The following is a 19,799-nucleotide window of genomic DNA, read 5'->3' as shown; positions in this document are numbered from 1 at the left end:
TAATAACCTTAAATTTGCGCCTTTATTAAGCGGAAAAGACAATATGCAATATCATTTTAACGACATAGAGGCCAAATGGCAAAAATACTGGGCAGAGAACAAAACGTTTGAAGCTAAAAATCAATCTGAAAAACCTAAATATTACGTACTCGATATGTTTCCTTATCCGTCTGGAGCAGGTTTACACGTGGGGCATCCGTTAGGGTATATTGCTTCAGATATTTATGCGCGTTACAAACGTCATAAGGGATTTAATGTATTGCACCCACAAGGTTACGATAGTTTTGGTTTACCGGCAGAGCAGTATGCCATTCAAACAGGTCAACATCCTGCTATTACTACCGAAACTAATATTGCAACTTATCGTCGTCAATTAGACCAAATCGGGTTTTCTTTCGATTGGTCTCGCGAAGTGCGTACATCTAACCCAGAATATTATAAATGGACCCAGTGGATTTTTATTCAGTTGTTCAATTCTTGGTTTAACAACGATACTTCAAAAGCAGAAGATATTTCAACTTTAGAAGCTATTTTTTCTTCGAAAGGAAATACAGCTGTTAATGCGGTATGCGATGATAATATAGAGCCGTTTACAGCCGAAGATTGGAATGGATTTTCTTCAGAAAAAAAACAAGCCATTTTATTACAATACCGTTTAACCTATCTGGCAGAAACTGAAGTAAACTGGTGCCCAGAATTAGGAACTGTTTTAGCAAACGACGAGATTGTAAACGGTGTGTCTGAACGCGGAGGTTATCCTGTAATTAGAAAAAAAATGACCCAATGGAGTATGCGTATTTCTGCCTATGCCGAACGCTTGCTTCAAGGTTTAAACGATATTGATTGGACGGATTCGCTGAAAGAAAGTCAGCGTAACTGGATTGGGAAATCTGTGGGTGCTTCGGTAATTTTCCATGTAAAAGGTCACGACGACAAAATAGATGTATTTACAACACGTCCTGACACCATTTTTGGAGTGAGTTTCATGACTTTAGCTCCGGAACACGAATTAGTAGCTAAAATTACTACTGATGCTCAAAAAGCAGAAGTTGAAGCGTATATAGAGAAAACGGCAAAACGTAGCGAGCGCGAACGTATGGCCGATGTAAAAACCATTTCGGGTGTGTTTACAGGAGCTTATGCGGAACATCCGTTTACTAAAGAGCCAATTCCAATTTGGATTGGAGATTATGTGTTAGCGGGTTACGGAACAGGTGCTGTAATGGCGGTGCCTTGTGGAGACCAACGTGATTACGATTTTGCGAAGCATTTTAATATAGACATCCCGAATATTTTTGAAGGTATAGATATTTCTGAAGAAGCGTTTGCCTCTAAAGATAATGTGGTTATTGCAAACAGCGATTTCTTAAATGGCTTGTCTTATAAAGAGGCTACTAAAAAGGTAATTGCAGAATTAGAAGCACTCGGACAAGGCGAAGGAAAAACGAACTACCGTTTACGCGATGCTGTATTTAGTCGTCAGCGGTATTGGGGAGAGCCATTTCCTGTGTATTATGTGAATGGCAAACCGCAAATGATTGGTACCGAACATTTACCAATCCGCCTACCAGAAGTAGAAAAATATTTACCAACCGAAACCGGAGAGCCGCCTTTAGGTCGTGCCGATGTTTGGGCTTGGTGTACAGAATCAAATACCGTTGTTAGTAACGACAACATAAATAACACCACTGTTTTTCCGTTAGAGTTGAACACCATGCCAGGTTGGGCAGGAAGCTCTTGGTATTTCTTCCGTTATATGGAAGAAGCTGCGAATCGCGGAGAGGCTTTTGCAAGCGAAGAAGCACTTAAGTATTGGGAAAGTGTCGATTTATATATTGGTGGTAGCGAGCACGCTACGGGGCATTTATTATACTCGCGTTTCTGGGTAAAATTCTTAAAAGACCGCGGATTTGTAAGTATTGAAGAACCTTTTAAAAAGCTGATTAACCAAGGAATGATTTTGGGAGAGAGTGCTTTTGTAAATAGAATCGGAATTAACTTTACTTTCGAAGGAGATGGTATGTTTGGGAAGATTAAAACAAGACGTGGATTTGGAGCTATGGATAATTTATCCGAAGAGGAAAAGTTATCGCTTAGTCAATTAAAAGAAAAATACTTTTTTATAAAGGATGATTTTTTCTCGGAAGAATTGATAAATAAATTAAAAAAAGACTCCATTGATGGTGATAATGTTAAGCATGAAGTATTCAATCTTTATTTTTCAAAAATCTCTCAAGATTTAGTTGAGTTAGGTTTAGCTGATAAGGTTGATGTGGTATCTGTTCCACTAGTTAATAAGTTTGTTTTTATAAAACTCATGTTCCAGTTGAATATGTTAGTTTAAAAAACGAACTAGATGAAGAGAAGTTCAAAAATTGGCAAGAGCAATTTAATTCATCTAATTTTATTACAGAAAAGGAAGGTTCTTATATTGTTACTAGAGAAGTCGAAAAAATGTCGAAGTCGAAATACAACGTCGTAAATCCAGACCAGATTTGTGCAGAATATGGTGCAGACAGTTTAAGGCTTTACGAAATGTTCTTGGGGCCATTAGAGCAAGCTAAACCTTGGAATACGGCTGGAATTACAGGTGTACACGGTTTCCTTAAAAAATTATGGAAATTATATGTTGGTGAAAACGGTTTAAACGTAACCGAAGCAGAGCCAACAAAAGACAATCTTAAAACGCTTCATAAAACCATTAAAAAGGTGCAGGAGGATATCGAGAATTTCTCTTTAATACATCGGTGTCTACGTTTATGATTGCTGTAAACGAATTTAATGCACAAAAATGTGTGAGTAAAGCGGTATTAGAGCCATTCTTAATTTTGTTATCGCCTTATGCGCCGCATATTGCAGAAGAGTTATGGAGTCAGTTAGGAAATTCAGAATCTATTTCTGAAGCTCCTTTCCTGAGTTTGATGCGAGTCAGTTGGTAGAAAGTAGTAAAGTGTATCCTATTTCTTTTAACGGAAAAACACGATTTACTTTAGAGTTGTCTTTAGAGTTGTCTAAAGATGAGTTAGAAAAGATTGTGATGGCTCACGAGAAAACTCAAGAACAATTACAAGGTCGTACACCTAAAAAAGTAATTGTAGTTCCTGGTAAAATTATAAACATAGTAGGCTAAAATAAATTATGAAATTGCTGTAAAATTTAGCTTCAATATTTATAACCTATATTTTTTTAGGGGTCAATGTGGTAAATATGTAATTATTTATTCGTGACCCCTAATTTTTTATGGGGTATCGATAAAAAACACGAAATTTGACTCATAAAATTTTATCGTTATGAAGATAGGTATTCCAAAAGAAATTAAGAACAATGAGAGCCGTGTTGGTATGACGCCAGCAGGTGTTTACGAATTAGTTAATCTAGGTCACACCGTTTATGTTCAATCTACAGCAGGTGAAGGTAGTGGGTTTTTCGATGAAGTGTATCAGGAAGCTGGTGCCATCATTTTAAAAACCATACAAGATGTATATGCATCTAGCGAGATGATTGTAAAAGTAAAAGAGCCAATAGAAGCGGAGTACGATTTAATTCAACCTAATCAGATAGTGTTTACTTATTTTCACTTTGCATCATGCGAGCCTTTAACATTGGCTATGATTAAAAGTAATGCTGTTTGTATTGCCTACGAAACAGTGGAAGATAGTGATGGAACCTTGCCATTGTTAACCCCAATGTCTGAAGTGGCAGGTCGAATGGCTATTCAGCAAGGGGCTAAATATTTAGAAAAACCAATTAAGGGGCGTGGTATATTATTAGGTGGTGTTCCTGGGGTGTCTCCTGGAAAAGTACTTATTCTAGGTGCTGGTGTAGTGGGCGTGCAGGCTGCAAAAATGGCCGCAGGACTAGGGGCTCATGTTACCGTTATGGATGTTAATATGAAACGTTTACGCTATGTAAACGATATAATGCCAAGTCATGTAGTTACAGAGTATTCTAGTGTTTATAATATTAAAAAACACATACAAACTCACGATTTAATTGTAGGGGGTGTATTAATTAAAGGAGGAAAAGCTCCAAAACTAGTTAGCCGAGATATGCTGAAATTAATGCGACCAGGTACCATATTAGTAGATGTTGCCGTAGATCAAGGCGGTTGTATGGAAACTACAAAGGCAACTACTCACGAAGATCCTACATTTATTATAGATGATATCGTGCACTATTGTGTAGCAAATATGCCTGGGGCGGTACCTTATACTTCTACTTTGGCTTTAACCAATGTAACCTTGCCTTATGTTTTAAAAATAGCTAATAAAGGCTGGGAAAAAGCTTGTGCCGAAGATGCCTCTCTTAAAAAGGGATTAAATATTGTTTCTGGTGAAATTGTTTACGAAGGTATAGCTGAGGCTTTTGGCTGGGATGTGAAGTATGCATAAATACTGACAAAATTTCATTTCTAGAATTTGGCGCATTATTTGATAATATATAGTAAATTTAACCTATTAAAATTAAGATAGATGTATACATATTATATATTAATTGGTGCTATAGCTTTAGTAAGTTGGTTAGTAAGCAATAAGCTTAAAGCGAAATTTGAAACCTATTCTAAGGTTCATTTAAGAAATGGAATGACCGGAAAGGAAATTGCAGAAAAAATGCTTGCCGATAACGGAATTCGGGATGTAAAGGTGGTGTCTACTCCAGGACATTTATCCGATCATTACGATCCACGTTCAAAAACGGTTAATTTAAGCGAGCCTGTATATGCTCAAGCTAACGCGGCAGCAGCGGCGGTTGCGGCTCACGAATGTGGTCACGCGGTTCAACATGCTCAGGCTTATAGTTGGTTAACTTTGCGTTCGCAATTAGTTCCTGTAGTAAGTATTTCTTCTAAAATGTCGCAATGGTTAGTTATTGGTGGTTTAGTTTTAGGAGCTGCTTCAGGTGCCGGATTAGGCTTTTGGGTGTCTATAGTTGGATTGTTAATGATGGCTATGGCTACACTTTTTAGTTTTATTACTTTACCGGTAGAATACGATGCTAGTAATCGTGCTTTGGCTTGGTTAAAGAATAAAAATATGTTAGCTCCAGAAGAATATGCTGGTGCAGAAGATGCGTTAAAATGGGCTGCAAGAACCTATTTAGTAGCTGCTATTGGAGCCTTAGCGTCATTGTTATATTGGGCAATGCAGTTATTAGGAAATAGAAATTAACTCGAAGTTAAAATAAAGAAAAAGGTCGAATGGGTTTCATTCGACCTTTTTTATGAATAAAATTTAGGTATAACTTTTAGTGTTTTATAGCACCGCAGGCTATACGTTTTCCGGCGTTCCCTGTAGGTTGCGTGGTAAAATCGTCTTTACCTTCGTGAATAATAATTCCACGTCCAATAATAGTTTTATTAGGGTCTGTACAAGAAATACACCATTCGGTAGTTTCAAAATTTATCGTGGCATTTCCGTTTGCATCGGCAGTAAAATTTCCAATATCACCACTATGATAGCCGTCCGTAGCTCCCCATTTTCCATGCTTAGCTTGTGAAGGGTTCCAATGTCCGCCAGAAGATTTAGCATCGTGGGCAGAGCAATCTGCAGTTTCGTGTAAATGAATGGCATGAACTCCAGGATTTAGGCCTTTAAGTTCGGCGACCATAGTTACAGTATCGTTTACTTGAGTAAATACGATATCACCAGAAACTTTACTGTCACTTTTGGCTTCTAATATAACTTTAATTTGATCTGTCTTCTCCATATTATCTTCCTTGGCACTTTCAGCATTTTCAATAACACTTTCTATATTGGGTGTGTGCGTTGGGTGAGACATGGGGTCGGTGCTCTTTTTTTATTTTCACAGGCTGTTATACCAATAAGGCAAACAACCATGAAGATTATTTTTTGAACTGTCATAATATTGATTTTTAATTAATTACAGTGAAATTATAAAAATAATACCATGAAAATTAATGGAAATACAATCAATATTAACTCAAAAAAAAGCTGTTAGGACTTAAATTGGAATTTGGCGATCGATTTGTTGTTGCAGCGAGATAAATGTTTCGGTTCTTGAAACGCCTTCAATAGATTGAATGTCCTTATTTAAAAGTTGCATTAAATGTTCGTTATCACGACATAAAATCTTTATAAAAATACTCCAATTCCCCGTGGTGTAATGACACTCTATAACTTCAGGTATTTTGCGTAATTGCTTTACAGCCTCAGGATTGCTCATGGCTTTGTCTAGATAAATACCAATGAATGCCATGGTGGTATACCCTAAAATTTTAGGATTTATCGTGAATTTAGAACCCGAAATTAATCCTGATTTTTCTAATTTCCGTAACCGCTGATGAATTGCTGCTCCCGAAATACCAACATGTCGCGCTATTTCTAAAATGGGAGTTCTAGCATCGTGCATAAGGGCACGAAGGATTTCTTTATCAATACCATCAATTTCTATATTTTGATTTGTAACTTTCATAAAATTATTATTGTAAAATAGAATATAAAAGTAATAAAACTGTTTTAGATTGAAAGTAATTGTTTTATATGTTTAACGGATTGTAACCCAAGTAAGGAACTTCTTTTTCTTTAAAAGTAATGTCTAAATTTTCTAATTCTTTTAAAATAGGGGTATACACTTCTTTAGAAATTGGAAGTTGTACGCCAGGTGTTGTGATGTTTTTATTTAAAATAGCTAGGGTTGCAATAGCAACGGGTAGGCCTACGGTTTTAGCCATAGCGGTATAGGTTTGGTCTTTGCCTAGGGTTACCATAGTCGCATCTATTTGATGGTTTTTGCCATCTAATTCATAGCCAAATTTATGGTACATGACAATCATATCTTTATCTAACGGATTTAATGTCCATTTATCCATTAAAATATGTTGTAAAATTTGTGCTGGGGTGGCATTTTTAAGTTTTATTTTTTTATTCGGATTAAAAATATCTAATTCTAAAAGCTTATCCCAAATCACATCATCTTGATCTATTTTTAACTGATATCTGAGTTTTAACTCCACAGAATCTGATGGGCTATAAGGTAAAAATGCATTTATAAAATCTCGGTAACTTAAGTGCTCGCTATGTTCCATAACGTAACTGTCGTCGGTCATGCCTAATTGTACAAACATATTCCAAGCTCTGCTAAATCCAACGCGTCTCATCGTGCCTCGGTAAAGCGTTTTTACGTGATCTAAACCGTAAACACTTTGGTACTTTAACGAATCGCGATTAGCGTACACTTCAAATTGCCCATAACCATCAACTTCTAAAAATTCTGTGCGTCTAAATAAACGGTGATAGGGGATGTATTTATAAGAACCTTCTTGAATAAATTTTGCGACACCTCCTTGCCCCGCAACCACAACATTTCTGGGATTCCAGGTAAATTTGTAATTCCATAAATTGGTGTCATTCTCCGGAGCTACTAATCCGCCGGTGAACGATTCAAAAAGTAACATTTTACCACCTTTTTCTCGAATACGATCTATAACCTGCATAGCACTCATGTGGTCTATTCCGGGATCTACACCAATTTCATTCATAAAAACTAAGCCTTTATTGGTAACTTCTGGGTTTAAGGCTTGTAATTCCTCACTTATATAAGAGGCGGTTACTAAGTGTTTTTCGTATTTTAAGCAATCTTTTGCAACTTCTATATGAAATCGAGCAGGAAGCATAGAGATTACAATATCTGCTTTTTTAATTGCGAGACTTCGTGCTGATTCATCAAAAATATCTAGTTTTAAGGTGTCGGCATTTGGGTGATTTTTAATTAAGTTTTTGGCGTGAGTTAACTCAATATCGGCTATGGTTAAGCGCAAATGTTCTGTATCCGATTTATCTAATAAATAGGAAATTAAATAAGATGTCGATTTTCCTGAACCTATAATTAAAATGTTTCGCATAGTGAACTGAGTTAACTAATTTTGTAATGAGGCTTAAAAAGGGGTTAAGTCTTTATAAAAGTACTAAATAGCAGATTGAAATCTTCTAAAATTAAATTTATATGAATAAAAAGATATTGCTTACAGGCGGAATTTTAGGTTTACTAAGTGTAATAATTGGTGCTTTTGCAGCGCATGGTTTAAAGCCCTTAATTTCGGTAGATGCTCTGCAAACCTTCGAAACGGGTGTGTGTTACCAAATGTATCATGCCTTATTTTTGTTATTTGTAGGAGGGACATCTTTTGTTTCACAGAAATCTAAGGCCATCATTTTTTACCTAGTTTTAGTTGGTGTATTGTTGTTTTCAGGGTCTATTTATGGATTGGCTACAAATACACTTTCAGGTTTCGATTTTAAAACCATTGCGCTGATAACTCCGGTTGGAGGACTACTCTTAATTTTAGGATGGCTATTTGCGATTTTATCATTTTTAAAAACAAAAAATCCGTCATAAATATCGAATTGATATTTTAGTTGATTTTAATTGAGAAATATTGAATTTTACTGTTCTGTTTTTAATTAATGTTTTATTTTTGTGGTATAATTAAATACGTAGGTTATGGTAGATTATTCGCAAATTACGAAATCGATTTCGTTGGAGGAATACGGAATTAAAAATGCAACCGTTCAATATCAATTAAGCTCTGATGAATTACATGATTTAACAATTGAAAAAGGACAAGGTGTGGAAGCTTCTTCTGGTGCCTTGGCAGTAAATACGGGGGAGTTCACTGGACGTTCTCCTATGGACCGTTTTATTGTAAAAGACGACGTAACTCGAAATCGAGTGTGGTGGAGTAATGTAAACATTCCGTTCGAATCAAGTAAGTTTAATGCCTTATACGATAAGGTGGTAAATTACTTATCTAACAAGGAAGTTTTTGTTAGAGATTGTTTTGCTTGTGCCGATGAAAATTACAAGTTAAATATTCGTGTAATAAACGAATATCCTTGGAGCAATATGTTTGCGTATAATATGTTTTTAAGGCCTACAGAAGCAGAATTAGCAGAATTTACACCAGAATGGACTGTTGTAAATGCACCAGGCTTTATTGCTGATCCGATTATGGATGGCACACGCCAGCATAATTTTGCGATTTTAGATTTTACTAGAAAAATTGCCCTAATTGGAGGAACAGGATATACCGGAGAAATTAAAAAAGGGATATTCTCTGCATTAAATTTTATTCTTCCTGTGTTTAGAAATACTTTGCCAATGCATTGTAGTGCCAATGTGGGTGAAAAGGAAGATACTGCAATTTTCTTCGGACTTTCAGGTACGGGAAAAACTACATTATCTGCAGATCCTAACCGCCGTTTAATTGGCGATGATGAGCATGGTTGGACAAGTGAAAATACGGTGTTTAATTTTGAAGGTGGATGTTATGCAAAAGTGATCAATTTATGCGAAGAAAACGAGCCAGACATATTTAATGCTATTAAGCGTGGTGCAATTTTAGAGAATGTGATTTTAGATAAAAATGGTCATGTTAATTTTGCAGATACTTCGATTACTCAAAATACACGTGTAAGTTATCCGATAGATCATATAAATAATATTGCGGTACCATCAATAGGACATAATCCTAAAAATATATTTTTCTTAACTGCAGATGCTTTTGGAGTACTACCTCCAATTTCTAAGCTAACCCCTTCGCAGGCAGCTTATCATTTTATGTCTGGTTATACCGCTAAAGTGGCCGGAACAGAAGCGGGGGTTAAAGAACCAGTGCCTTCTTTCTCTGCTTGTTTTGGAGCACCATTTATGCCTTTACATCCTGCTAAATATGCAGAAATGTTGAGCAAGAAAATGAAAGAATCTGGTGTAAATGTTTGGCTTGTAAATACAGGATGGACTGGCGGTCCGTATGGTATCGGAACGCGTATGAAATTGAAATATACGCGCGCCATGATTAACGCTGTATTAGATGGTAAATTAGGGTTGTATAATTACGACGATTATCATATTCACTCTGTGTTTGGAGTAGCGCAGCCAAGAAAATGTCCGGGTGTACCTACAGATGTTTTAAGTCCGAGAGCAACTTGGAATAATGACGACGCTTATTATAAAACTGCATTTAAATTATCGAATGCGTTTAGAGAAAACTTTAAGCAGTTTGAGGGCTATGCTAACGAAGAAATTCGACGAGGCGGTCCGCAACGATATGCATTTTAACAATCTAAAATGTGAACCAATATATTAAACCAAAAAAAGGCGATTCAGTTTCTGAATCGCCTTTTTAAAGTATTAGTATACCATTTATTTTCCTTTGTTAGCTTTTTCTATATATTTATCTAATGCCATGGTCATAGAAGGAGTTTCTGGAGTTGGTGCAGCAATATCTACACGTAATCCTTTTTCTTCTACGGCTTTAATAGTTGTGTTTCCAAATACAGCAATTCGGGTTTCGTTTTGCTTAAAATCTGGGAAATTTTGGAATAATGAGTCAATTCCAGAAGGGCTAAAAAATACTAAAATATCGTATTTTACATCGGCTAAATCAGACAAATCGCTAATTACCGTTTTGTAAAAGATAGCTTCTTTCCAGTTAATACCTAAACCGTTTAAAATTTCTGGTACTTCAGGTTTTAGTTTGTCTGTTGTTGGAAGTAAAAACTTTTCGTCTTTATATTTCTTAATTAAAGGCGATAACTCAGCAAACGTACGTTTACCAACATAAATTTTACGCTTTCTATAAACCACATATTTTTGAAGGTAGTAGGCTACAGCTTCAGACTGGCAGAAATATTTCATGGTGTCTGGAACTTTAAAGCGCATTTCTTCAGCAACTCTAAAAAAGTGATCTACCGCGTTACGGCTCGTTAAAATAATAGCAGAATAATTGTTAAGATCAACCTTTTGCTGTCTAATTTCTTTGGCGGGAACGCCTTCTACGTGGATAAAAGGACGGAAATCAATTTTTACTTTTTGCTTTTCTTGAAGATCAAAATAAGGGGAATTTTCTATTTTAGGTTCTGGCTGAGAGACTAAAATTGTTTTCACTTTCATAAGCAGTTTAAATTAAGATGACCCTAGTATAGAGTAACAAATTTGTACAAAATAACGTAAGGTGCGATTTCGAGTGTGCAAAGATACAAAATAAAATAAAAAAGGTTAGATTTTATTAAGTTTTGATAACGTTTTAATGAAGTTCCGAGGCTAATTACTAACAGAATAAGTAAAAAAGATAAAATAAAATAAAGTAATAGTTTTGATGGCGTAATACTATAAATTAAAAGCGCATTCACGGGAATAAGTAGCATGCCAAAAAAATTGGTATAACTTGTTTTTTGAAAAATATAATGATCTATGACTTCGTCCATATTAAACAAGCTTGCAATAAGCCGCTCGAACAGTACTTTTATAATTAAAAAAACACCAATGCTAAAAATTATTTTAAGCATACTATTGGGGTCTAGTCGAAGATCTGAATGGAGTACTCTGTAACATATACAGATGAAAATAGCCGTAGATATAACAAAATTAGTAAATAGTAAAGCGTCGAATTTGTCGAAGAATTTTTGATCGCGCGAATAGATATTTAAATATTTTGAATTCCCTAAAATAGCAGAAAAATCGTTAAATCTATTCGTAAAAGCTGCTTTTGCTATGGTTATGCAAATAAGCCCAACCATAATTAAAATGGTAAATATTTCGTTATATGTTACTTCTCGAAGCATGTGTCAAAATTATTTAAAATTATATTAGCCACATTAAATTATTAAGGAATATTTAAAAAAAAGAAATTACTAAATAATGTACATTTGTAGAATTAATAGCATTTAAGTGAGAGACTCTATAGTCATTATCCCTACATATAACGAGATTGGAAATATTGAAGCCATAATTAGAGCTGTATTTTCGCAAAAGAAGGACTTCAATATTCTGGTAGTCGATGATAATTCTCCAGATTTAACGGCTTTAAAAGTCAAAGAACTTCAAACCGAATTTCCGGATCGCTTGTTTTTAGAAGTAAGGCAAGGAAAGTCTGGATTAGGAACAGCGTACATTCATGGTTTTAAGTGGTGTTTAAGGCATAATTATGAATACATTTTTGAAATGGATGCCGATTTTTCTCATAATCCAACAGATCTAGAACGCTTATATAATGCTTGTGCCGCAGACGGTGCCGATTTGTCTATAGGATCGCGATATGTAACTGGTGTTAATGTGGTAAATTGGCCTATGAACAGGGTACTTATGTCTTATATGGCCTCAAAATATGTACGTGTTATTACCGGTATGAAAATTCATGATACCACGGCAGGTTTTGTATGTTATAAACGAAAAGTGTTAGAAACTATTAATTTAGATAAAATTAAGTTTGTAGGTTATGCCTTTCAAATAGAAATGAAATTTAAAGCCTATTTAAAAGACTTTAAAATTAATGAAGTTCCTGTTATTTTTACCGACAGAACAAAAGGTGAATCAAAATTAAGTTCCGGAATTATTTCAGAAGCTATTTTTGGAGTGATATCAATGAAGATAAAAAGTATATTTAAATAAACCAATATTATGCAACCAAAACAAGTACTTATTAAAAATGCCAAGATTGTAAATGAAGGGGAAATTTTTGAAGGTGATATTTTAATTGAAGGCGAATTTATTAAAGAAGTAGGAGAATCTATAAGCGCAAAGTCTTCAGAAGTACAAGTTTTTGATGCAGAAGGTAAGTATGTTTTACCTGGTGTAATAGACGATCAAGTACATTTTAGAGAACCTGGATTAACAGAAAAAGCAAATATAGAAACCGAATCTAGAGCGGCCATTGCTGGAGGTATAACGTCGTTTATAGAAATGCCAAATACAAATCCGCAAACTACAACCATAGAAAAATTAGAAGAGAAATTTGATATTGCAGCAAAGACCTCGTATGCTAATTACTCGTTTATGTTTGGTGGTACGAACGATAATTTAGAAGAAATTTTAAAAGTCGATGTAAAAACGGTTGCAGCTTTAAAATTGTTTTTAGGTTCTTCTACAGGAAATATGCTTGTTGACGATCCTAAAACTTTAGAAGAAATATTTTCTAAAGTCAACATGTTAATAGCTGTACATTGTGAAGATGAAGGGACTATAAGAAAAAATTTCGAAACGTATAAAGCGAAGTATGGCGATGATATTTCTATTAAATATCACCCAGAAATTCGTAGTGAAGAAGCTTGTTATTTGTCGTCATCAAAAGCAATTGCTTTGGCTAAGAAAACAGGAGCAAGGTTACATGTGTTTCACTTATCTACCGGAAAAGAAACCAAGTTATTTTCGAATAAAATTCCGTTAAAGGATAAGAAAATCACGGCCGAGGTTTGTATTCACCATTTATGGTTTACCGATCAGGATTACGATAAAAAGGGAACCTTTATTAAATGGAATCCAGCAGTTAAAACCGAAAAAGATCGCGATCAACTTTGGGACGCGCTTTTAGATGATAGAATAGATGTTGTTGCTACAGACCATGCACCACATACTCTTGAAGAAAAACAAAATGTATATACGCAAGCCCCGTCGGGCGGACCTTTAGTGCAGCATGCCTTACCAGCCATGTTAGAAATGCATCATCGCGGAAGAATTTCTATAGAAAAGGTCGTAGAAAAAATGTGCCATAATCCTGCAATTTTATTTAAAGTTGAAAAAAGAGGGTTTATAAAAGTGGGGCATTATGCCGATTTAGTTTTGGTAGATTTAAACAACCCATGGACAGTAACTAAAGAAAATATTTTATACAAATGCCAGTGGTCTCCATTTGAAGGCACAACATTTAAATCGCGTGTTACCCATACCTTTTTAAATGGAGAGTTAGTATATCAGAATTTTAAATTTAATAATGTAAAAGCTGCAAAACGTTTAACTTTTAACCGATGAAGCAAGTAATCCTAGGGCTATGTCTTTTGCTTATTTCGGCATCTTGTCATCAGGTAAAGCGACCAGAAAAACCGAAAAACCTGATTCCTAAAGCCGAAATGGTAAATATTATTATCGATATCAACTTGTTATCGGCAAGTAAAGGTATCGATAGGAATGCTTTAGAATCTCACGGGGTAACGGTACAGAATTATATCTACGATAAGTATAATATTGATAGCTTACAATTGGCAAAAAGCAATGAATATTATGCGTATGATATTGATGAATTTGAGGCTTTATATGTAAAAGTTGAAGATAGTTTAACACGGCTTAAGGATAAATTCGAAAAGGAAAAAGAAGAGCTTAGAGAAAAAAAACGCATTAGCGATTCTCTAAAGAAAGAACAGATTAGCGGCACCAAGTTAAAACCCATGGAAGCGGGTAAAGATGCGAATGATCTAATCCCCGATTTAAAAGAAAAAGCAGAGTAGTTTTTTGAGGAGTTAATGGAGGTTAATGGTTTGAACTAAGTACTTGTCTGGAAAAATGACTAATCATTTAACGCTTAATAGTTCTGTGAGGAAAAACAAATGGCTAATTTTCTAAAGACTAAAGACTAAAGACTACTAACCTTTCACTATTCACTATTATCGGCCATAAATTGACGTGCTGTATTACTTATGCTATCTTCTAAATCAATCCATTTATAATGTAGTGCGGTGGTGATTTTTTCGTTACTATAAATAGATTCAGAATTTATTGTTTGTGCTAATTGTTTACTTAATACACGTCTGCTACCGGTAAGTTTATTGCGCAACCAGTCTAACCTCCAGCCTATTTCTGCTTGCCAATTTTTAATTTCTTTTTTAGGGGCAACAACGCCGAGTGCTTTGGCTAGGGTTTGTAAAAAACGTTTGTAGTTCCAGTTTTCGGCAACCACAATAAAGCCATCGTTTTTAATGTCGCTATCCATTAAAGCGACCATAATATTAACGACATCTCTAACATCGACAAAACCTGTAACGCCAGTGGTGTAATATTTTAAATGGTTATTTACTCGTTTAAATAAACTACCACTACCGTGGCTCCAAATACCGCCGCCTAAGATTACGCCGGGGTTTACAACTACGGCATCTAAACCTTCTTGGGTGCCTCGCCAAACTTCCATTTCTGCTCCGTATTTTGTTATGGCGTATACATTGTTGTCATCTTCCGGGTTCCAATGCGTTTCTTCTGTAATCGGAGCATTTGTAAGCGATTTTCCTAAAGCCGCAATCGAGCTTACATAACAGAGTTTTTCAATATTATGAGTTAAACATAAATTAACAATATTAGCAGTACCCTTTATATTAGTGCGTTTAAGCAAGGTATATTTATCTGGTTCGAAGGACACGAATGCAGCACAATGATAAACATGTGTAATGGCACTGAATGCTTCGTTTAATTCTGGAATGTTTAAAAGATCGGCTTTAACCCATTCTATAGTATTAAAAAGGGTGTCGGGCGTATTGGAATAATACGAAAACACGCGCTTTACAATATCAAGTTTTTGTTCAGACCTATATATTGCTCTAACCTTTTTATTGTTGCTCGCCAGTTTATATAGTAAATGCGATCCAACCAAACCTGTGCCTCCTGTAACTAAAATCATAAATCGAAGGTAAAGAATTATTTAATAAGGCTAAGTAATTCTACTTTGATTTTTATCTTTGTGGCAGATTACTAAAAATATATAAAATGACTGAAAATTTTGTAGAAGAATTAACCTGGAGAGGTCTAGTTCATGATATCATGCCTGGAACAGAAGAACAATTAAAGAAAGAAATGACGACGGCTTATATTGGCTTCGATCCCACTTCAGACTCTTTACATATTGGAAGTTTAGTGCCTATAATTATCTTGGTGCATTTAGAGAAGGCCGGACATAAACCAATGGCTTTAGTTGGTGGTGCAACAGGAATGATTGGAGATCCTTCAGGGAAAAGCGATGAGCGTAACTTGTTAGACGAAGCGGCATTGGCAAAAAATGTAGCTGGAATAAAAAGAGTGTTATCTCGTTTTTTAAATTTCGATTCCACAGCTAAGAACGCCCCTGTTTTAGTGAATAATTACGATTGGATGAAAGATTTTTCATTTATCGATTTCGCTCGAGATGTGGGTAAGCGTATTACTGTAAATTATATGATGGCTAAAGACTCTGTAAAGAAACGTTTTTCTGGAGAAGAAGGTAGTGTCGGCATGTCGTTTACAGAATTTACATACCAATTAATTCAGGGTTACGATTTCTATCATTTACATAAAACATACAACTGTTTACTGCAAATGGGAGGGAGCGACCAATGGGGAAATATTACTACAGGAACCGAGCTTGTAAGACGTATGAATCCGGGGGTTGAAGCAAAAGCTTATGCCTTAACTTGTCCGTTAATTACAAAAGCCGATGGCTCTAAATTTGGTAAAAGTGAAGGTGGAAATGTGTGGTTAGATGCAGACAAAACTTCGGTATATAAATTCTATCAATTTTGGTTAAACTCTACCGATGAAGATGCAGAGAAGTATATTAAAATATTTACATTTTTAGATAAAGCAACAATTGAGGCCTTGATAGTAGAACATAAAGAAACGCCTCATTTAAGATTGTTGCAAAAGAAATTGGCAGAAGAGTTAACAACTTTTGTACATTCTAAAGAAGAATTTGAAAATGCTGAGAAAGCGTCAAATATTTTGTTTTCTAAATCTTTTAAAAATGATATTAAAACACTTGACGAGAAAACGTTTTTAGATGTTTTTGAAGGCGTGCCAATGGCAGAAATTTCTAAGGCCGATTTGGAAGATATAGATATGATTGCTGTACTTGCAGCTAAAACAAACTTTTTAGCATCTAACAGTGAGGCTAGACGCGCATTAAAAGAGAATGCAGTTGCTGTAAATAAAGAAAAAGTAAAAGAAGATTATAAAATTAGCGCCGACGATTTAATTAACGAGCGTTATATTATTATAAATAAAGGAAAACGCAACACCTATATTGTAAAGGTGGTTTAAAATAATGAAGCCGGATTAGAAACTAATCCGGCTTCAAAAAAACCAACTAACCATTAAAAACTAACCTTTCTCTATCTCTAAAGATCGGAAGTCTATTATTGGTCGGTATTTAATCTGTTTACTTTCAGTAGGTTTAGTGAAAATAATGTTAAAGTTATTAGCTTTAGATTAAAGGAAACTACTGAGGTAAAAATCTTCAAAATCATTGAAGTTTAGAGTTGTTTTTCAGTTCAAATTTATGACCTATTAATGTGTGCTGTTAACAATAGCGTTGCAATACGCTCTAAAATTAGTCCCGTAGTATTTCTTACAACAAATAAATTCTATCCTAACTTTTTAATCGTGTAAGGGCATAGGCTAGAAGATAAGTAGTATCTATAACTGCGAGAAAACGAAAAGAAAACTATGTGTTACCCCAAATAAAAAAGCCGACTTAAAAAAGTCGGCTTTTGCATGTTGTGCGGGCGGGGAGACTCGAACTCCCACACCTTGCGGCACTAGATCCTAAGTCTAGCGTGTCTACCAATTCCACCACGCCCGCAATAGGGTGTGCAAATATAAAAATTAGTTTTAATAATCAAATCAACTTTTAAGAAAAAATTCATGTTGTTTTGTATTTTTGTGTCAAACACTATATTTCTCATGAAAAATACAACACAATATATTCAAGAAAATAAAGAACGATTCCTAAACGAGCTTATAGAGCTTTTAAAGATACCTTCTGTAAGTGCCGACTCTGCCTACAAAAACGATGTTTTAAAAACAGCCGAAGTTGTAAAAACAAGATTAGAAGAGGCCGGATGCGAGCATGTTGAAATTTGTAAAACCGAAGGTCACCCAATTGTTTATGGCGAAAAAATAATCGATAAATCACTTCCAACAGTCCTCGTTTATGGACATTACGATGTGCAACCCGCAGATCCTATCGAACTTTGGACCTCTCCACCCTTCGAACCGGTTATAAAAAACACCGAAAAACATCCAGACGGAGCTATTTTTGCTCGTGGTGCGTGCGACGATAAAGGGCAAATGTACATGCATGTAAAAGCTTTAGAGTTTATGACACGCACAAACCAACTACCATGTAATGTAAAATTCATGATAGAGGGCGAAGAGGAAGTAGGTAGTGTAAACCTTTCATCTTTTGTAAAAAATAATCACGAGAAATTAAAAAATGATGTAATTCTTATTTCAGACACTGGAATGATTGCTAAAGATGTGCCTTCAATTACTACAGGATTACGCGGATTGAGTTATGTAGAGGTTGAGGTTACTGGCCCAAATCGCGATTTGCACTCTGGACTTTACGGGGGTGCAGTGGCCAATCCTATTAATGTTTTAACAAAAATGATTGCCTCACTTCACGACGAAAATAACCATATTACCATTCCGGGCTTTTACGATAAAGTCGAAGAACTTTCTCAAGCCGAACGTGCCGAAATGGCAAAAGCACCATTTAATTTAGAAGATTATAAAAAATCTTTAGATATAGATGCGGTTTATGGAGAAGCGGGATACACCACAAACGAGCGTAACTCTATACGTCCAACTTTAGATGTAAACGGAATTTGGGGCGGGTACATTGGCGAAGGTGCAAAAACAGTTATTGCGAGTAAGGCATTTGCCAAAATATCGATGCGCTTAGTGCCAAATCAAGATTGGAAAGAAATTACAGAATTATTCCAAAAGCATTTCGAAAGTATCGCTCCAGAAGCAGTTACCGTAAAAGTAAAACCACATCATGGCGGACAAGGTTATGTAACGCCAATCGATAGTATTGGGTATCAGGCGGCCTCTAAAGCCTATACCGAAACTTTTGGTAAAAAACCAGTCCCACAACGTAGCGGTGGTAGTATTCCAATAGTGTCGCTTTTCGAGCAAGAATTACAAAGTAAAACCATTTTAATGGGCTTTGGTTTAGATAGTGATGCAATCCACTCGCCAAACGAACATTTCGGAATTTGGAATTACCTAAAAGGTATCGAGACTATTCCACAATTCTTTAAATATTTTACAGAATTATCTAAGTAGTAGAAAGTTCTTATACAATAAGAGGCTGTCTAAAAAGTTGATTTTTCGTCAACCCGAACTTGATTCAGGTTCTCACATGTTTGGTTATCAATATAATGAGATTCTGAAATGAATTCAGAATGACGGGTTTTAACACTTTTACGACAGCCTCTTTTTTATGTTTTTCATTTTGGGCGTTCCCTAAAGGTCGCGCTTTTCGTTATATCTTTTTATTACATATTCTCTTTCTTTAGACTCTTATAGCCAAATAAAGATTCGGCTTCAGTTTATACGCAGTACTATAATCTCATAAAAAGGATGCCACTACAATCGCTAACGCAAATCCGTTAAGCCTTTAAAATATAGATCAAATTCAATAATCGTGTTTGTTTTTGTAAATTACTTCAACTTTTACGGGAGACCTTTTAGCGTTTAGACCATTAAGTAATAAATTAGTTTTATGAACGACAAGCACATATTAGAACTTTTTAAAACCGGTCAGCGAGAAAAAGCCTTTAGCAAGTTATATGGGTTATACCCAAAAATAGAGGCTTTAATTCTATCTAAAGGCGGTCAGAAACAAGACGCTTCCGATGTGTTTCAAGAAGCACTCATTATCTTAAACCGAAATCTCGAAAAGTCAGATTTTAAACTTACATCTTCTTTTTATACCTATTTATACTCTGTCTCTCGTTTTATTTGGAAAGACACCCAGAAAAAATTAACTAAAAACACTTTACAAAATTTTAATACAGCCGAACTAGAACTTGCTCATAGTGTTTTAGAAGAACAAAAATACCAATGCGCCGAGCGTGCATTCCTCGAATTAGGGGAACGATGTCAACAACTTTTACAACTGTTTTACAACAAAGCCATGTCTTTTAAAGAGATTGCTCATGTTATGCAATTTAAATCAGAAAAAATTGCAAAAAACCAGAAGTATAAGTGCTTAACCAAAGCCAAAGACATCTACAGAACTAGTCAATCTCCTCAATCTTAAT

16 protein-coding genes, 1 tRNA gene and 1 pseudogene are annotated in these 19,799 nt (G+C 35.3%); 11 read left to right on the top strand and 7 right to left on the bottom strand.

Features of this window, described 5'->3' with window-relative positions:
- Positions 1-43 precede the first annotated feature (43 nt).
- From A9D35_RS18375 to A9D35_RS09185, 3 genes and pseudogenes are all read left to right on the top strand, one after another.
- Positions 44-3,130: pseudogene (locus A9D35_RS18375) on the top strand (class I tRNA ligase family protein).
- A gap of 160 nt (positions 3,131-3,290) precedes the next feature.
- Positions 3,291-4,391: an alanine dehydrogenase gene (gene ald, locus A9D35_RS09190; RefSeq protein ID WP_066221961.1), complete on the top strand. Its 1,101-nt coding sequence runs from the start codon at positions 3,291-3,293 to the stop codon at positions 4,389-4,391.
- 81 nt (positions 4,392-4,472) lie between these two features.
- Positions 4,473-5,168, top strand: coding sequence for a zinc metallopeptidase (locus tag A9D35_RS09185; protein ID WP_066221959.1), 696 nt, complete (start codon positions 4,473-4,475; stop codon positions 5,166-5,168).
- A 76-nt stretch (positions 5,169-5,244) separates the two neighbouring features.
- On the opposite strand, the gene A9D35_RS09180 is transcribed toward A9D35_RS09185, so the two are convergent.
- The 3 genes from A9D35_RS09180 to A9D35_RS09170 form a co-directional block, all read right to left on the bottom strand.
- A complete protein-coding gene (locus tag A9D35_RS09180; RefSeq protein ID WP_066221955.1) occupies positions 5,245-5,778 on the bottom strand; it encodes a superoxide dismutase family protein in 534 nt (177 codons plus the stop codon).
- A 183-nt stretch (positions 5,779-5,961) separates the two neighbouring features.
- The gene (locus A9D35_RS09175; protein WP_066221952.1) at positions 5,962-6,432 is read right to left on the bottom strand and encodes an Lrp/AsnC ligand binding domain-containing protein; all 471 of its coding nucleotides are present in this window, start codon (positions 6,430-6,432) and stop codon (positions 5,962-5,964) included.
- A gap of 64 nt (positions 6,433-6,496) precedes the next feature.
- On the bottom strand, positions 6,497-7,861 hold the full coding sequence (locus A9D35_RS09170; protein ID WP_066221946.1) for a saccharopine dehydrogenase family protein: 1,365 nt from the start codon (positions 7,859-7,861) through the stop codon (positions 6,497-6,499).
- A 101-nt stretch (positions 7,862-7,962) separates the two neighbouring features.
- On the opposite strand from A9D35_RS09170, the gene A9D35_RS09165 reads away from it, so the two are divergent.
- The gene (locus A9D35_RS09165; protein ID WP_066221943.1) at positions 7,963-8,355 is read left to right on the top strand and encodes a DUF423 domain-containing protein; all 393 of its coding nucleotides are present in this window, start codon (positions 7,963-7,965) and stop codon (positions 8,353-8,355) included.
- Between the two features lie 105 nt (positions 8,356-8,460).
- A complete protein-coding gene (gene pckA / locus A9D35_RS09160) occupies positions 8,461-10,077 on the top strand; it encodes a phosphoenolpyruvate carboxykinase (ATP) (protein WP_066221941.1) in 1,617 nt (538 codons plus the stop codon).
- A gap of 84 nt (positions 10,078-10,161) precedes the next feature.
- Here pckA and A9D35_RS09155 read toward each other — a convergent pair whose 3' ends face one another.
- Both A9D35_RS09155 and A9D35_RS09150 read right to left on the bottom strand, forming a co-directional pair.
- Entirely contained in the window at positions 10,162-10,911 is a 750-nt protein-coding gene (locus tag A9D35_RS09155; RefSeq protein ID WP_066221939.1) for a uroporphyrinogen-III synthase, read from the bottom strand.
- Positions 10,912-10,934: 23 nt separating this feature from the next.
- Complete coding sequence (locus A9D35_RS09150; protein ID WP_235817951.1) at positions 10,935-11,537, bottom strand: DUF4271 domain-containing protein; 603 nt, start codon at positions 11,535-11,537, stop codon at positions 10,935-10,937.
- Between the two features lie 151 nt (positions 11,538-11,688).
- Here A9D35_RS09150 and A9D35_RS09145 point away from each other — a divergent pair, with 151 nt between their 5' ends.
- The 3 genes from A9D35_RS09145 to A9D35_RS09135 are packed head-to-tail and all read left to right on the top strand — an operon-like array spanning position 11,689 to position 14,237.
- The gene (locus A9D35_RS09145; protein ID WP_066221932.1) at positions 11,689-12,408 is read left to right on the top strand and encodes a polyprenol monophosphomannose synthase; all 720 of its coding nucleotides are present in this window, start codon (positions 11,689-11,691) and stop codon (positions 12,406-12,408) included.
- Between the two features lie 9 nt (positions 12,409-12,417).
- Complete coding sequence (locus A9D35_RS09140) at positions 12,418-13,764, top strand: dihydroorotase (protein WP_066221929.1); 1,347 nt, start codon at positions 12,418-12,420, stop codon at positions 13,762-13,764.
- On the top strand, positions 13,761-14,237 hold the full coding sequence (locus tag A9D35_RS09135) for a DUF4296 domain-containing protein (protein ID WP_066221925.1): 477 nt from the start codon (positions 13,761-13,763) through the stop codon (positions 14,235-14,237). The genes A9D35_RS09140 and A9D35_RS09135 overlap by 4 nt, the downstream gene beginning before the upstream one ends.
- A 146-nt stretch (positions 14,238-14,383) precedes the next feature.
- Here A9D35_RS09135 and A9D35_RS09130 read toward each other — a convergent pair whose 3' ends face one another.
- The gene (locus A9D35_RS09130) at positions 14,384-15,397 is read right to left on the bottom strand and encodes an NAD-dependent epimerase/dehydratase family protein (RefSeq protein WP_066221922.1); all 1,014 of its coding nucleotides are present in this window, start codon (positions 15,395-15,397) and stop codon (positions 14,384-14,386) included.
- An 86-nt stretch (positions 15,398-15,483) separates the two neighbouring features.
- Between A9D35_RS09130 and tyrS the strand changes: the two genes are divergently transcribed.
- Positions 15,484-16,788, top strand: coding sequence for a tyrosine--tRNA ligase (gene tyrS, locus A9D35_RS09125; RefSeq protein WP_066221919.1), 1,305 nt, complete (start codon positions 15,484-15,486; stop codon positions 16,786-16,788).
- Positions 16,789-17,247: 459 nt separating this feature from the next.
- Here tyrS and A9D35_RS09120 read toward each other — a convergent pair.
- Positions 17,248-17,329, bottom strand: a tRNA-Leu gene (locus tag A9D35_RS09120).
- Between the two features lie 101 nt (positions 17,330-17,430).
- On the opposite strand from A9D35_RS09120, the gene A9D35_RS09115 reads away from it, so the two are divergent.
- Positions 17,431-18,819 (top strand): dipeptidase, encoded by a 1,389-nt coding sequence (locus A9D35_RS09115; RefSeq protein ID WP_066221916.1) that lies wholly within the window; start codon positions 17,431-17,433, stop codon positions 18,817-18,819.
- 439 nt (positions 18,820-19,258) lie between these two features.
- Positions 19,259-19,798 carry an RNA polymerase sigma factor gene (locus tag A9D35_RS09110; RefSeq protein WP_066221913.1) on the top strand — a complete coding sequence of 180 codons (540 nt, stop codon included), beginning with the start codon at positions 19,259-19,261 and terminating at the stop codon, positions 19,796-19,798.
- Position 19,799 lies beyond the last annotated feature (1 nt).

Source organism: Formosa haliotis, assembly GCF_001685485.1.
Lineage (GTDB): Bacteria > Bacteroidota > Bacteroidia > Flavobacteriales > Flavobacteriaceae > Formosa > Formosa haliotis.
Note: the sequence above shows the minus strand (reverse complement) of the source record. Positions and strands in the feature narration are given on the sequence as shown.

Coding starts and splice junctions, on each gene's coding strand:
- A9D35_RS09140 (WP_066221929.1), top strand. CDS start 12,418: ATGCAACCAAAACAAGTACTTATTAAAAATGCCAAGATTGTAAATGAA.
- A9D35_RS09150 (WP_235817951.1), bottom strand. CDS start 11,537: ATGGTTGGGCTTATTTGCATAACCATAGCAAAAGCAGCTTTTACGAAT.
- pckA (WP_066221941.1), top strand. CDS start 8,461: ATGGTAGATTATTCGCAAATTACGAAATCGATTTCGTTGGAGGAATAC.
- A9D35_RS09155 (WP_066221939.1), bottom strand. CDS start 10,911: ATGAAAGTGAAAACAATTTTAGTCTCTCAGCCAGAACCTAAAATAGAA.
- ald (WP_066221961.1), top strand. CDS start 3,291: ATGAAGATAGGTATTCCAAAAGAAATTAAGAACAATGAGAGCCGTGTT.
- A9D35_RS09175 (WP_066221952.1), bottom strand. CDS start 6,432: ATGAAAGTTACAAATCAAAATATAGAAATTGATGGTATTGATAAAGAA.
- A9D35_RS09170 (WP_066221946.1), bottom strand. CDS start 7,861: ATGCGAAACATTTTAATTATAGGTTCAGGAAAATCGACATCTTATTTA.
- A9D35_RS09115 (WP_066221916.1), top strand. CDS start 17,431: ATGAAAAATACAACACAATATATTCAAGAAAATAAAGAACGATTCCTA.
- tyrS (WP_066221919.1), top strand. CDS start 15,484: ATGACTGAAAATTTTGTAGAAGAATTAACCTGGAGAGGTCTAGTTCAT.
- A9D35_RS09185 (WP_066221959.1), top strand. CDS start 4,473: ATGTATACATATTATATATTAATTGGTGCTATAGCTTTAGTAAGTTGG.
- A9D35_RS09135 (WP_066221925.1), top strand. CDS start 13,761: ATGAAGCAAGTAATCCTAGGGCTATGTCTTTTGCTTATTTCGGCATCT.
- A9D35_RS09110 (WP_066221913.1), top strand. CDS start 19,259: ATGAACGACAAGCACATATTAGAACTTTTTAAAACCGGTCAGCGAGAA.
- A9D35_RS09165 (WP_066221943.1), top strand. CDS start 7,963: ATGAATAAAAAGATATTGCTTACAGGCGGAATTTTAGGTTTACTAAGT.
- A9D35_RS09180 (WP_066221955.1), bottom strand. CDS start 5,778: ATGTCTCACCCAACGCACACACCCAATATAGAAAGTGTTATTGAAAAT.
- A9D35_RS09130 (WP_066221922.1), bottom strand. CDS start 15,397: ATGATTTTAGTTACAGGAGGCACAGGTTTGGTTGGATCGCATTTACTA.